This is a genomic window from Dactylosporangium sp. CA-139066, assembly GCF_050936175.1.
Lineage (GTDB): Bacteria > Actinomycetota > Actinomycetes > Mycobacteriales > Micromonosporaceae > Dactylosporangium.
Genome location: NZ_JBNJNH010000001.1, coordinates 9,368,566 through 9,382,722 on the forward strand (window position 1 = coordinate 9,368,566; position 14,157 = coordinate 9,382,722).

At 72.1% G+C, this 14,157-nt stretch carries 10 protein-coding genes; 3 read left to right on the forward strand and 7 right to left on the reverse strand.

The window, feature by feature from the left end:
• Positions 1 to 11 precede the first annotated feature (11 nt).
• Complete coding sequence (locus tag ACQEVU_RS42890; protein WP_433335322.1) at positions 12 to 926, reverse strand: 2-hydroxyacid dehydrogenase; 915 nt, start codon at positions 924 to 926, stop codon at positions 12 to 14.
• Between the two features lie 868 nt (positions 927 to 1,794).
• Here ACQEVU_RS42890 and ACQEVU_RS42895 point away from each other — a divergent pair.
• Both ACQEVU_RS42895 and ACQEVU_RS42900 read left to right on the forward strand, forming a co-directional pair.
• Positions 1,795 to 2,982: a PQQ-dependent sugar dehydrogenase gene (locus ACQEVU_RS42895; protein WP_433334173.1), complete on the forward strand. Its 1,188-nt coding sequence runs from the start codon at positions 1,795 to 1,797 to the stop codon at positions 2,980 to 2,982.
• On the forward strand, positions 2,979 to 4,673 hold the full coding sequence (locus ACQEVU_RS42900) for a metallophosphoesterase family protein (protein ID WP_433334175.1): 1,695 nt from the start codon (positions 2,979 to 2,981) through the stop codon (positions 4,671 to 4,673). Before ACQEVU_RS42895 ends, ACQEVU_RS42900 begins: the two co-directional genes overlap by 4 nt.
• A gap of 179 nt (positions 4,674 to 4,852) precedes the next feature.
• Here the strand turns inward: ACQEVU_RS42900 and gatB are convergent, their stop codons facing one another.
• On the reverse strand, positions 4,853 to 6,346 hold the full coding sequence (gatB, locus tag ACQEVU_RS42905; RefSeq protein WP_433334177.1) for an Asp-tRNA(Asn)/Glu-tRNA(Gln) amidotransferase subunit GatB: 1,494 nt from the start codon (positions 6,344 to 6,346) through the stop codon (positions 4,853 to 4,855).
• Positions 6,347 to 6,426: 80 nt separating this feature from the next.
• On the opposite strand from gatB, the gene ACQEVU_RS42910 reads away from it, so the two are divergent.
• Entirely contained in the window at positions 6,427 to 6,603 is a 177-nt protein-coding gene (locus tag ACQEVU_RS42910) for a DUF4236 domain-containing protein (protein ID WP_345124978.1), read from the forward strand.
• A 17-nt stretch (positions 6,604 to 6,620) separates the two neighbouring features.
• On the opposite strand, the gene gatA is transcribed toward ACQEVU_RS42910, so the two are convergent.
• The 5 genes from gatA to ACQEVU_RS42935 form a co-directional block, all read right to left on the reverse strand.
• Positions 6,621 to 8,096: an Asp-tRNA(Asn)/Glu-tRNA(Gln) amidotransferase subunit GatA gene (gatA, locus tag ACQEVU_RS42915; protein ID WP_433334180.1), complete on the reverse strand. Its 1,476-nt coding sequence runs from the start codon at positions 8,094 to 8,096 to the stop codon at positions 6,621 to 6,623.
• 3 nt (positions 8,097 to 8,099) lie between these two features.
• Entirely contained in the window at positions 8,100 to 8,399 is a 300-nt protein-coding gene (gene gatC, locus ACQEVU_RS42920; RefSeq protein WP_433334182.1) for an Asp-tRNA(Asn)/Glu-tRNA(Gln) amidotransferase subunit GatC, read from the reverse strand.
• A gap of 66 nt (positions 8,400 to 8,465) precedes the next feature.
• A complete protein-coding gene (locus ACQEVU_RS42925; RefSeq protein ID WP_433334184.1) occupies positions 8,466 to 10,523 on the reverse strand; it encodes a putative bifunctional diguanylate cyclase/phosphodiesterase in 2,058 nt (685 codons plus the stop codon).
• A gap of 481 nt (positions 10,524 to 11,004) precedes the next feature.
• A complete protein-coding gene (ligA, locus tag ACQEVU_RS42930) occupies positions 11,005 to 13,086 on the reverse strand; it encodes an NAD-dependent DNA ligase LigA (RefSeq protein ID WP_433334186.1) in 2,082 nt (693 codons plus the stop codon).
• Positions 13,087 to 13,199: 113 nt separating this feature from the next.
• Entirely contained in the window at positions 13,200 to 14,123 is a 924-nt protein-coding gene (locus ACQEVU_RS42935) for a methionine synthase (RefSeq protein ID WP_433335324.1), read from the reverse strand.
• Between the last annotated feature and the right edge of the window lie 34 nt (positions 14,124 to 14,157).

Sequence of the window (14,157 nt, forward strand, 5' to 3'; positions counted from 1 at the left end):
CGCGTGAGCGGTCAGTAGCCGTCGGTCACGACGTTGTCGAGGGGCTCGTTCGCCAGGAAGCGGCGCAGTTGCGCGGCAGCCAAGGCGTAGCCGCGGCGGAACACCGCCGGGACGGAGCCGGCCACGTGCGGGGTGATCAGGACGTTCGGGAGGCGCCACAGGGCGTGGTCGGGCGGTAGCGGCTCGGGGTCGGTGACGTCGGTGGCGAAGCCGATACGGCCGGTGAGAGCCTCGGCGGTGACCGCGGCCGTGTCCACCACCGGGCCGCGGGCGGCGTTGACGAGCAGGGCGCCGTCGCGCAGGCGGGACAGGAACGAGGCGTCGGCCAGGGCGCGGGTCTGCGGGGTGAGCGGTACCAGCAGGACGACCACGTCGGCGTCGGGCAGCAGGGCCGGCAGCTCGTCCACGCCGTGCACGCCTGCGCGGGGGCGCCTCGCCACGCGCGTCACCGTCACCTCGAACGGGGCCAAACGAGCCTCGACGGCGCGGCCGATCGAGCCGGAGCCGACGATGAGGACGCGTTTGCCGGCCAGTTCGTCCGTCCGGCGGTACGCCCATTCGCCCCGCTCCTGCGCCCGCGCGAACAGCGGCAGGTCGCGCACGTAGGAGAGCATGACGCCGACGACCCACTCGGCGGTGGACGAGTCGTGGACGCCGCGCGCGTCGCACAGGGTCACCTCGGCGGGGAGGCGGCCGACCCACGCGTCCGCGCCCGCGCTCAGCAGCTGCACGACGCGCAGGTCCGGCATCCGCTCGGTCAGCTCGGTGACCTCGGGCTTCGCGAGGAACGGCGGCACCCAGAATGCCACGCCGGCCGGGTCGGACGGGAGCTCCTCGGGCGAAGGCATGACCTCGACGACGGCCTCCGCGGGCGCCTGCGCGCGCAGCGGGTCCAAGCCGGTGTCGTGCGCGACCCAGATCTTCACCATGCGTCGATGATGCCGCCCGGAGATCCGGGAGAAACGCGCGGGAGGGGAACCGAGGCGGGACGAACGGCCACCGCCCGGGAGCGCACGACGCCGCCCGCGACCACACAACGCCGCGCGGGAGCGCACGACCCCGCCCGCGAGCACACAACGCCGCGCGGGAGCGCACACGCCGCGCGGGAGCGCACAACGCCGCCCGGCAGCGCACAACGCCGCCCGGCAGCGCACAACGCCGCCCGGCAGCGCACAACGCCGCCCGGCAGCGCACAACGCCGCCCGGGAGCGCACACGCCGCGCGGGAGCGCACAACGCCGCCCGGCAGCGCACACGCCGCGCGGAAGCGCACAACGCCGCCCGGGAGCGCACGATGCCGCCCGCGACCACACAACGCCGCGCGGGAGCGCACAACGCCGCGCAGGGACGCACGGGACCGCCCGCGAGCGCACAACGCCGGGCGCGGGAGCGCGCAACGCCGCCGGCCCGCGCCCAGGCGCCAGGCGGCCACGCCGACCGCGGGGAGCACGCGACGCCACTTAAGAACGCGCGACGCCGCGCGCGGGAGCGCATGACGAAGCGCGCGGGAGCGCACGACGGAGCGCGCGGGAGCGCATGACGAAGCGCGCGGGAGCGCATGACGAAGCGCGCGGGAGCGCATGACGAAGCGCGCGGGAGCGCATGACGAAGCGGCGCAACGAGAGAAAAACGAGAGGAACCGGCGCGGACGCGCAGGGATCTGCACGAAAAGAAACAGGGACCTGCACGAAAAAGAAACCGGAAGACCGCGCGCGACGCGCGCGGTGAAGTGGGACGGGACGGGGCGGCCGTGGGAAAAGATGGTGTCGTGGTCGGCAACGCTACGCTTGGGCCGGTGAGCGCCCGGACGCACCGTTTCGCACGCCGGTATGGAAGCCGGAAGCTGGCCGCACTCTGCGCGGCCGGCCTCGTACTCGCCCTCGGCGGGTGCTCGTTCGGGCCGCCGCCGCCCGACCAGCTCGGGCAGCCGCCCAAGATGTCGCCCTATCCGTCGCCCTCGAGCTCCGGGTCCAGCGAGGACGGCGGGGCGGAGGTCTCGGTGACCGTGGTGGCCAAGGGGCTCGCGGTGCCGTGGGGGATCGCGTTCCTGCCGGACGGTTCCGCCCTGGTGACGGAGCGCGACAGCAAGCGGCTGCTCAAGGTCGGCAAGGAGCAGACGTCGGACGGGCTGCTGGTGGCCGAGCTGCAGAAGATCGACGCGGCTTCCCCCGCAGGCGAGGGGGGACTGCTCGGGATCGCGGTTTCGCCGCAGTACGAGACGGACAAAACCGTGTACGTGTACTACACCGCGCAGGACGACAACCGGGTCGCCAAGCTCACGCTCGGGCAGCCCGTCACGCCGATCCTGACCGGCATCCCGAAAGCCGAGATCCACGACGGCGGGCAGCTCAAGTTCGGGCCGGACGGGTTCCTGTACGTCGCGACCGGGGACGCCAACAAGCCCGAGAACGCGCAGGACCTCAACAGCCTCGGCGGGAAGATCCTGCGGATCACCACCGACGGCAAGCCGGCGCCCGGTAACCCGTTCGGAACCGCGGTGTACAGCTACGGACATCGCAACGTGCAAGGGTTGGCCTTCGACGCCAAGGGGCGCCTGTACGCGATGGAGTACGGCGCGAGCGACCAGGATGAGCTCAACGTGATCGAGGCCGGGAAGAACTACGGCTGGCCCGCCGTCGAGGGCAAGGGCTCGGACCCGAAGTACACCAACCCGATCCAGACCTGGAAGACGTCCGACGCGTCGTGTTCCGGGCTGGCGTACCTCAGCGGCTACCTCGTCACGTCCTGCCTCAAGGGCGCGCGGCTGTACGTCATGCAGACCACCGCCAACGGCACGCTGCTCGGCGCGCCCGCGCCGTTGCTCAAGGACGAGTACGGGCGGCTGCGCGCGGCCGCGGTCGCGCCCGACGGGAGCCTGTGGGTGTCGACGTCGAACAAGGACGGGCGCGGGGACCCGAAGCCCGACGACGACAAGATCCTGCGCCTCGTCATCTCCGACGTCGGTGAGGCCGGCAAGAGTTGATCTCGCCGTTTCGCCGCCGCGCCGCGCTGGCCTCCCGACGAGCCCAGCGCCGCGCCGTCGTCATGGCCGCCGGGCGGCGCCACCATCCCACGGGCGCGCGGGTGCTGCCGCGGCACCCGCGGCTGCGGCGCGTGCTGCACGGGATACTGGTCGGCGTCGTGGCGGTGATCGGGATGCTCGTCGGCGTGCAGCTGGGCGGCACCACGACGCAGGACATCGGGCCGTTCCGCGCGCAGCTGTCGCTGACCCCGTCGCTCTCCGGCGACACGTCGGTCGAGATCCCGCCGCTGGGCTCGCTGGAGCTGGACTCCCACGACGGGCCGGCGCACCTGCGGATCCGGCTGGAGTCGCTGGACGAGGCGCGCACCCGCGCGTTCGCGGCGAAGTCCGGCAACCTCGAGCAGATCAGCCACGACGCGGTCGACCAGCTCAACCTCGGCGTGCGGCGGCTGGCGATGCAGACGGCCGGGTGCGGCATCCTCGGCGGCATGATCCTGGTCCTGCTGGTCTTCCGGGCCCGGCGGGAGACGGCGATCGCGGGCGTCGTGGTGGTCGGGGTGCTCGCCTCGACCGGCGCGGCGACGCTGCTGACGTTCAAGCCGGCGGCGATCACGGAGCCCACGTACCGCGGCCTGCTCGTCAACGCCCCGGCGATCATCGGTGACGCGCAGCGCATCGCCAACCGCTACGAGGAGTACCGGGCGCAGCTGCAGAAGCTCGTGCTCAACGTCAGCAAGCTCTACGGCACGATCTCGTCGCTGCCGGTGTACGAGCCGAACACGAGCGCCACGAAGGTGCTGCACATCTCCGACATGCACCTCAACCCGGCGGCGTGGGGCGTGGTGCGCTCGGTCGCGGACCAGTTCGACATCGACATGATCGTCGACACCGGCGACATCAACGACTGGGGCACGGAGCCCGAGGCGTCGTACGTCAACGTCATCAGCGATCTCAAGGTCCCCTACATCTACATCCGCGGCAACCACGACTCGGCGGTCACCGCGGCCGCGGTCGCGCGGCAGCCGAACGCGATCGTGCTCGACGACAAGATCGTGACGGTGAAGGGCCTGACGTTCGCCGGGATCGGCGACCCGCGCTTCACCCCGGACAAGTCGACGGACCCGACCAACGAGGAGCAGCACCGGCAGGTGGTGGCCTCGGGCGACACGCTGGCGGCGAAGATCCGCTCCAGCGACAAGCCGGTCGACGTCGCGCTCGTCCACGACCCGGTCGCCGCGCAGGAGCTGGCCGGGGTGTGCCCGCTGGTGCTGGCCGGGCACCTGCACGAGCGCCAGGTCAAGCGGCTGGACGCCAACCAGGCGGCCGCGCCGCTGCCGCTGCCGGTCCAGATCACCTCGCCGTCGCCCTCGACGTCGACGTCCGCGTCGCCGGCCCCGAAGGCCCCCACGGAGCGCACCCTGCTGATGGTGGAGGGCTCGACGGGCGGCGCGGGCCTGCGCGGCCTCGAGAGCACGAAGCCCTTGCCGCTGGCGCTTTCCATTTTGTACTTCGACCAGCAGCGCCACCTGTCGGCCTACGACGACATCCAGGTCGGCGGTACCGGGCTGACCGAGGTGTCGCTCCAGCGCCACCTGGTGCAGCCGGACACGAAGTCGGCCCCGACTCCCACCCCGACGCCGTCAGAGACGCCGTCGACGCCGGAGCCGGAGCCGGAGCCGTCGCGTTCTTAGGCTGGCAAACGCAACTGGCGCTCGCTTCGCTCGGGCGCGCCGGAGGGTTCCCACCCCGGACCCCCCATGCTCGCTTCGCTCACATCAAACCCCGACGTGCTCTTGCCACCACGGACGTCGGGATTCCTCGCGGGAGGAACGTTCCGCAAGTTGCACGGACCCGAGCCATGGAATGGCTCTTATGAAAGCCGCGCAATGATCAGTTCGCGGACCGTCTTCGCGTCGGCCTTGCCTCCGGTGGCCTTCATCACCGCGCCGACCAGCGCCCCCGCGGCCGCGACCTTGCCGTCACGGATCTTGGCCGCGATGTCCGGGTTGGCGGCGATCGCGTCGTCGACGGCGGCGGTCAGCGCGCCCTCGTCCGAGACGACCTCCAGGCCGCGCGCGGCCACGACCTCGCTCGGCGAGCCCTCGCCGGCGATGACGCCCTCGAGCACGACGCGCGCGAGCTTGTCGTTGATCTTGCCCGCGTCGACGAGGCCCTGCAGCTCCGCGACCGCGCCCGGGGTCACGCCCAGGGCATCGAGCTCGGTCTCGGTCTCGTTGGCGCGGCGGGCGAGCTCGCCGAGCCACCACTTGCGCGCGGTCGCGGCGCTCGCGCCGGCCTCGACGGTGGCCGAGATCAGCTCGACGGCGCCGGCGTTGACGACCGACTGCATGTCGAGGTCGGAGAAGCCCCACTCGGACTGCAGCCGGGCGCGGCGCACCCGCGGCAGCTCGGGCAGCGCGGCCTTGAGCTCGGCGATCCACTCCGCGGACGGGGCGAGGGGCACGAGGTCGGGCTCGGGGAAGTACCGGTAGTCGGTCGCGGTCTCCTTGCTGCGCCCGGACGTGGTCTCGCCGGTGTCCTCGTGGAAGTGCCGGGTCTCCTGGATGATCGTGCCGCCGGCCTCGAGCACGCCGGCCTGGCGGATGATCTCGGAGCGCACGGCGCGCTCGACGGAGCGCAGCGAGTTGACGTTCTTCGTCTCGGTGCGGGTGCCCCATTCCGCGCCCGGCCGGTTGAGCGAAGTGTTGACGTCGCAGCGCATCGAGCCCTGCTCCATGCGCACGTCGGAGACGTCGAGGGTGCGGATGACGTCGCGCAGTTCGGTGACGTACGCGCGGGCGACCTCGGGCGCGCGGGCGCCCGTGCCCGGCACCGGCTTGGTGACGATCTCGACGAGCGGGATGCCGGCCCGGTTGTAGTCCACAAGGGACTCGGTCGCGCCGTGGATGCGCCCGGTCGCGCCGCCGACGTGCAGCGTCTTGCCGGTGTCCTCCTCCAGGTGCACCCGCTCGATGCCGATGCGCACGAGCTCGCCGTCGAGCTCGACGTCGAGGTACCCGTCAACGCACAGCGGCTCGTCGTACTGGCTGATCTGGAAGTTCTTCGGCATGTCGGGGTAGAAGTAGTTCTTGCGCGCGAAGCGGCCCCACGGCGCGATCGAGCAGTTCAGCGCGAGGCCGATGCGGATCGTCGCCTCGATCGCGGCGCGGTTGGCCACCGGCAGCGCGCCGGGCAGGCCCAGGCACACCGGGCAGACCTGGGTGTTGGGCTCGGCGCCGAAGGTGGTCGGGCAGCCGCAGAACATCTTCGTGTTGGTGCCGAGCTCGACGTGCGTCTCCAGGCCGATGACCGGCTCGAACCGGGCCACCGCCTCCTCGTACGACAGGTAAGTCACGGTGCTCATTGTCTTCTGCCTGCTTTCAGCCTTGGTGTATCAACGCACGACATTGGGTATTCATCGCTCACCTGGAGAGGAGCGACACCATGCCCGTGCAGTTCCGGAAGAGCAAGAAGTTCGGCCCGTTCATTTTCCACTTCACGCAGGAAGGCTTTTCCTCGTGGAGCTTCAAGCTGGGCCCGTGGTCGTGGAACTCCCGCAGCCGCAAGAACCGCGTGGACCTGCCCGGCCCGTTCTCGTGGCGGCAGGGCAGCCGGGGCTGAGCCCAGCCCCGGCGTCCTCACAGCGCCGGCGGGGTGAGTGGCGGCAGCGCTGACTCCAGCGCGGCCGCCACCCTGTACATCCGGTCGTCGGCCATCGTCGGCGCCATGATCTGCAGGCCCACCGGCAGCCCCTCGGACAGGCCGGCCGGGACCGAGATCGCGGGGCCGCCGTAGAGGTTCGACGGGATCGTGTACAGGTCCGCGAGGTACATCTGGTACGGGTCCGACGTGCGGGAGCCGAGCGGGAACGCCACGAACGGCGTGGTCGGCGCGACGAGCACGTCGGCGGCCTCGAACGCCTTGGTGAAGTCCTGCGTGATGAGCGTGCGCACCTTCTGTGCCTGGCCGTAGTACGCGTCGTAGTACCCGGCCGAGAGCGCGTACGTGCCGAGGATGATGCGCCGCTTGACCTCCGGGCCGAAGCCCGCGTCCCGGGTCAGCGACATGACCTCTTCCAGGGAGTGCTTGCCGTCGTCGCCGGTGCGCAGGCCGTAGCGCACGCCGTCGAAGCGGGCGAGGTTGGACGAGCACTCGCTGGGGGCGATGAGGTAGTACGCCGGCAGCGCGAACTTGAAGCTCGGGCAGGACACCTCGACGACGTCGGCGCCGAGTTTGACGAGGGCGTCGATCGACTCGCGGTACGCCGCGGCGACGCCGGGCTCCGCGCCCTCGCCCGCGAACTCCTTCACCAGGCCGAGGCGCACGCCGCTCAGGTCGCCGCTCGCGCCCAGGCGGGCCGCGCCGACCACGTCGGGCACCGGCTGCGGGATCGAGGTCGAGTCGCGCGGGTCGTGCCCGCCGATGACCGCGTGCAGCAGCGCCGCGTCCTCGACGGTCCGCGCGCAGGGGCCGGGCGTGTCCAGGGACGAGGAGAAGGCGATGAGGCCGTACCGCGACGTGCCGCCGTAGGTCGGCTTGGCGCCCACGGTGCCGGTGACGGCGGCCGGCTGGCGGATCGACCCGCCGGTGTCCGTGCCGATCGCCAGCGGGGCCTCGTAGGCGGCGACCGCGGCCGCCGAGCCGCCGCCGGAGCCGCCGGGGATGCGCGTGGTGTCCCAGGGGTTGTACGTCGGGCCGTAGGCCGAGTACTCCGTGGAGGAGCCCATCGCGAACTCGTCCATGTTGGTCTTGCCGACCATGACCAGGCCGGCCTCGCGCAGGCGGGTCGTGATCGTCGCGTCGTACGGCGGGCGCCAGCCCTCGAGGATCTTCGAGCCGGCGGTCGTCGGCACGCCGCGGGTGGTGATGACGTCCTTGACGCCGATCGGCACGCCGTCGAGCGGGCCCGCGGCCTCGCCCTTGGCGATGCGCGCGTCGGCGGCGCGGGCGGCCTCCAGGGCCCCGTCGCGGTCGACGTAGAGGAACGCGTGGACCTTGCCTTCGACGGCCTCGATGCGGTCCAGGTGCGCGGTGGCGACCTCGACGGCGGAGACGTCCTTGGCGGCCAGGCGGCGGCCGAGCTCGGCCGCGGAGAGCTTCGTCAGGTCGGTCATGGCTCAGGCCTCCTCGTCCAGGATCCGCGGGACGCGGAAGCGGTTCTCCTCGGCGTCGGGCGCGCCGGCGAGCGCGTCCGCGCGCTCCAGGCCGGGCACGACGACGTCGTCGCGGTACACGTTGGTGAGCGGCACGGAGTGCGAGGTCGGCGGCACGTCGGCGGCGGCGACCTCGCCCACCTGGGCGACGGCCTGCAGGATCACGTCGAGCTGCCCGGCGAAGGTGTCGAGTTCTTCATCGGTGACGGCGAGCCGCGCGAGGCGGGCGAGATGCGCCACCTCCTCGCGGGAAATCGTGGCCATTCGGCGCTGCTCCTTCAGGTCGTCGGCTTCGACGCAGCGTGACATGCCGGCGTCGACCCGACGAGTCTATTTCGTGCTGATGACGGGCCGTGCGGCAGTCTTCGACAGCCAGTCGAGCAGGCGATCCGGGGGCATGGGGCGGGCGAAGTACCAGCCCTGGGCCACGTCGCAACCGGCCTCGACGAGCATCCGCCAGGTCCGCTCGTCCTCGACGCCTTCCGCGACGACGCGCAGCCCGAGCGCCCGCGCGAGATCGATCATGGAGCGCACGATCGCGGCGTCGTCGGGGTCGGTGGCCACGCCGAGGACGAACGAGCGGTCGATCTTCACCTCGGCCAGCGGCAGGCGGCGCAGGTGCAGCATCGAGGAGTACCCGGTGCCGAAGTCGTCCAGCGCGATCGCGACGCCGAGCTTCTCGAGCTTGGCCAGCGTCGCGAGGACGCGGCGCGGGTCGGCCATGAGCGCGCTCTCGGTGATCTCCAGCTCGAGCCGCGACGGGTCGACGCCGGTCTGGTTGAGCCGCGCCGCGATGCGCTCGGCGATCTCGCCGGTGTGCAGGTCGCGCACGCTCACATTCACGGCGACGCGCACGCCCTCGGCCGCCGGCGTCGTGCTGCGCCAGGCCGCGAGCTGCCCGATGGCCTCGTCGACGATGCGCAGGGTCAGCAGGCGCATCACCGGGCTGTGCTCGGCGACGCGGATGAGCTCCTCGGGGTCGATCGGCCCGCGCTGCGGGTGCCGCCAGCGCAGCAGCGCCTCCACGCCCACCATGGTGCCCGTGGCCAGCTCGACCTGCGGCTGGTAGTACAGCTCGATGCCGCCGGCCGTCCCCGACTCCAGCGCCCGGCGCAGATCCGCGAGCAGGCTGAGCCGCTCGGGGGTGTTGTGGTCGGACTCGGGCGCATAGACGGCGAGGTTGTCGCCGCGGCCTTTCGCGTCGTACATCGCGACGTCCGCATGCTGCATCAGCTCGGCGAAGTCGGTGCCGTGCTCCGGGTACACGGCCACCCCGACCGACGCCCCGACGTCGATCGGCAGCTCGTCCAGCAGGACCGGCTCGCTCAGCGCCGACATGATCTCGGCCGCGCAGCGCCGCGCGTCGGCGGTGTCACGAAGATGCGGTACCACCACCGCGAACTCGTCTCCGCCCAGCCGCCCGACGAGGTTGTCGGCCCCGGAGGCGCCCGCGGCCGCCGTCAGCCGCCGTCCCACCTCGATCAGCAGCCGGTCCCCGACCCGGTGTCCGAGCGCGTCGTTGACCTGCTTGAAGCCGTCCAGGTCCAGCAGCAGCAGGGCGAGGCGCCGCTCGGCCACCCCGCCCTCCGCCCGCTCGGCGTGCTCGTGCAGCGTCTGCGCGACCTCGCGCTCCAGCCCCTTGCGGTTCGCCAGCCCCGTGAGCGGGTCGAGCCGGCCCGACCGGGCGCGCTGCCCGGAGAGCTTGGTCATCCGGCGTACCGCGAACAGCGTCACCAGCGCCAGCGGCGCCAGCCACACGTTGACCCGCGCGGTCGCGACCAGCCCCGGCGCGGCCAGCAGCAGCGCCCCGGTCGGCAGCGCGTCGGCGACCAGGGCCCGCCAGAGCCCGTCGCGCCAGCCGCCCCCGAACCGCAGCCACACGGCGGTCGACACGAGCAGGTTGTTGACCACGAACCACACGGCGATCGCGGCGAGCACCAGCAGCGCGCCGGCCCCCTCCAGCGGCGCCGGCTTCTCCGGCGCCAGCAGCGACCCCGCGGCGAGGAACGACAGCATGTACTGCGCCCCGTTGAACGCCGCCCGCCACAGCGCATGCTTGAACCACACGGCGGCCACGACCACGGCCACGACCTGCACCAGCACCGCGGACGCGCACCCGAACGCGATCAGGATCGCGAACGTGAAGCACACCGACGGAAACGTGGGCATCGACTCGTCGCGCCCGCCCTGCACGAACGGCGGCGTGTCGGCGACGACGGCGAGCGCGGCGAACACCCAGAACACCGCGTCCGTGCGCCCCGGCACCCCTTCGTGCAGCACGCTCATGACGAGCATGACCACGGCGAGCGCGATGACGACCGCGACGTACGCGAAGAACCGATGACGATGCCGAGGCGGCGCGGTGTTGCGCAGCGCGCTCTGCTCCATCCGGACCCGCTTCCCATGATCGGCGCGGGCCTCCCCCCGCAGGCGGGCCGCACGACATCGTTTCGGACGCATAGCGAGCCTGCCCCTCACCACGGGAGAAGTCAGGAAAGGATGCCGAATCGATGCAGAAACGCCACGCTAATCAACCGACCGGGCGATGCCACAGTGGACAGATCAGCTTGAATATCCTTGCCGCGTAACCGATGGCGAACCGTACGTAGCGCCCAGACATTGACCACAGTAACAACTACGCGAGCAAACTTACTCGGTTACTCTCCGACGTCTGCAGAGCTAGCCGCCGCTCGACAAAACCAACGACGGCCCCGCAGCCAACCACAAGACCTCAACCCCTCCCCCCACAGCGCTCGACAAACCAACGACGGCCCGCACCTGACCACGAGACCTCAACCCCTGCCCCCACAAGGCGCAAAGAGGCGCACCCCTGCCCCCCGGCCCCCCAGCTCTTAACCCCAGCGACGGCCTACTCCTCGACGACCTGCGCCGCCTCACGAGCCGCCTCAACCCCCGAACTGAGCAACACCTCAAACCCCGCCTCATCAAGCACCGGCACCTTCAACGCCGCCGCCTTCTCAGCCTTCGACCCCGGCGACTCCCCCACCACCACGAAGCTCGTCTTCTTCGACACCGACCCGCTGACCTTGCCCCCGCGCGACGTCACCGCCTCGGTCGCCTCATCCCGCGAGTACCGCTCCAGCGACCCCGTCACCACCACCGTCACGCCCTCAAGCGGCCGCGGCCCGGTGTCGACCCGCTCCTCCTCCATCCGGACCCCGGCCCGGGCCCACCGCTCGACCCACTCCCGGTGCCAGTCGACGGCGAACCAGTCGTGCACCGCCCGCGCGATCGTCGGCCCGACCCCTTCGACGGCGACGAGCTCCTCGGTCGTGGCGTTGGCGATCGCGTCCATCGACAGCAGCGAGATGGCCAGCGCCTGCGCGGCCGTCGGCCCGACGTGCCGGATGGACAGGGCGACCAGGACCCGCCACAGCGGCCGCTGCTTGGCCTCCTCCAGGTTGGCCAGCAGGCTCAGCGCGTTGGCGGTCAGCGACCCGTTCTGGTTGACGAAGAACGGCGACCGCGCCAGGCGCTCGGCGTCGATGTCGAACAGCTCGCTCTCGTTGGGGATGACCGACTCGAGCAGCGCATTGGCCGACTCCTGCCCGAGCGCCTCGATGTCCAGGCCGCCGCGCGCGGCGAGGGCGGTGAGCCGCTCGCGCAGCTGCGACGGGCAGAACCGGGCATTGGGGCAGCGGATGTCGACGTCGCTCTGCTTCTCCGGGGCGAGCTCCGTGCCACAGGACGGGCAGTGCGTCGGCATCACGAACTCCCGCTCGGTGCCGTCGCGGCGGTCGGCGACCGGCCCGAGTACCTCGGGGATCACCTCGCCGGCCCGCCGGATGACGACCGTGTCGCCGATGAGCACGCCCTTGCGCACGACCTCCTGGGCGTTGTGCAGGGTCGCCTGCCGCACCGTCACGCCGCCGACGAACACCGGCTCCATCACCGCGAACGGCGTGACCCGCCCGGTGCGCCCCACGTTGACCTGCACGTCAATGAGCTTGGTCATCGCCTCCTCGGGCGGGTACTTGAACGCGATCGCCCACCGCGGCGCCTTGCTCGTCGAGCCGAGCCGCCGCTGGATCGACATCTGGTCGATCTTCACGACCACGCCGTCGATCTCGTGCTCGAGCTTGTGGCGCTTCTCCCCGTACTCCTCGATGTAGGCCTTCACGCCCGCCAGGTCGTCACACACGCGATACCGCAGGGAGGTCGGCAGCCCCCAGCTGTGCATCAGCTCATACGCCTCGGACTGGCTCGCCGGGTTGAACCCCTGCCGGGCCCCGAACCCGTGCACCAGCATCCGCATCGGCCGCCCCGCGGTGATGTGCGGGTCCTTCTGGCGCAGGCTCCCGCTGGCCGCGTTGCGCGGGTTGGCGAACGGCCGCTCCCCCGCCTCCACCTGCGCCGCGTTGACCTCCTGGAACCCCTCCAGCGTGAAGAACACCTCGCCGCGCACCTCGAGCAGGTCGGGCACGTGGTCGCCGGCCAGGTGCTCGGGGATCTCGCGGATCGTGCGGGCGTTGAGCGTGATGTCCTCGCCGGTGCGCCCGTCGCCGCGGGTCGCCGCCCGGGTGAGCCGCCCCTTCTCGTACGTCAGGTTGAGCGCCAGCCCGTCGATCTTCAGCTCGCACAGGAACTTCGGCGGGCTCCCGGCGTCGCGCGTCACCCGCTCGGCCCAGGCGTCCAGCTCGGCCTCGTCGAGGGCGTTGTCCAGGCTGAGCATCCGCTCCCGGTGCGTGACCGAGGCGAAGTCGGTCGAGAACGAGCCGCCGACCCGCTGGCTCGGCGAGTCGGGCGTGACCAGCGCCGGGAACTGGGCCTCGATCGCCTCGAGCTCCCGCATGAGCCGGTCGTAGACCGAGTCGTCCACCGCCGGCGACTGCAGCACGTAGTAGCGATACTGGTGCTCGTCGAGCTCTCGGGAAAGCTCGGCGTGCCGCTCACGCGCCTCGATCGTCGGCTCGGTCTCTGCGTCGGTCATGGCTGTGAACTTACCGCGGGGGTACGACAAAAAACGGGCTACTTGACCTTCGCCGCTCAGCCGTGCGGACGACGTCCCGTGGCGTCCGGCGGCCCCACGGACGGCCCGGCCGGCTACTCGGCGTCGTCCGTCAGCCGCCGCCCCGCCTCCCGCACCGCGGTCAGCGCCGCCCGCACGTTCGCCGTCTCCGGCAGCCCGCACGGCGGCGTCACCACCACCTGCTCGGCCATCGACTTGAGCGGAAAACCCAGCTTGCGCCACAGGTCCCGGACCTGCCCGGCCAGGTCCGCCGCCGTACGCCCGGACACCCCCGCGAACAACCCCAGCCCGTCGTCGAGCTGCTCCCCGAGCGCGTCCAGGTCGCGCACCAGCGCCAGGTCCAGGGCGACCGCGCGGGCGCCGGCCTCCCGCAGAAGCTGCAGCGGTACCGAAGCGGCACAACAATGCACGACCACCTCGACGCCGGCCGCGGCGATGACCCCCGACAGCGCCGTCCGCGCGACGGCCGGGTCCACGGCCCGCAGCGTCCCGAACCCGCTCTCGGTCGGCACCCGCCCCGCCAGCACCGCCGGCAGCGACGGCTCGTCGAGCTGCAGCAGCACGGTGGCGTGCGGCAGCCGCGCCCGCACCTCGGCGACGTGCGCGCGCACGCCGTCGGCCAGCGACTCCGCCAGGTCGCGGCAGGCGCCCGGGTCCCGCAGCACCTGCCCGCCGATCGGCAGCCCGAGCGAGGCGGCGAGCGTCCACGGCCCCGGCACCTGGACCTTGAACAGCCCGGCGTACTCCCCCGCCTGCTCCGTCATCGTGTCCAGGTCGCGTTCGAGCAGGTCGCGCGTGACGCGCAGGTCGTGCCCGGGCCGCGACGCGACGCGCCACCGCGCGGCGTACAGCTCGATCGGCAGCTCGACCAGGAACGCGCCCCCGCGCCCGATCATGTCCGCCCCGGGTCCGCGCGCCGGCAGCTCCGGCAGGTGCGGCAGGTCCGGAAGCTCGCCGAGCACGATGCGCTGCGCCTCGGCGACGTCGGTGCCGGGCATGGAGCCGATGCCGGTCGCCGCCCCGACCGGCCAG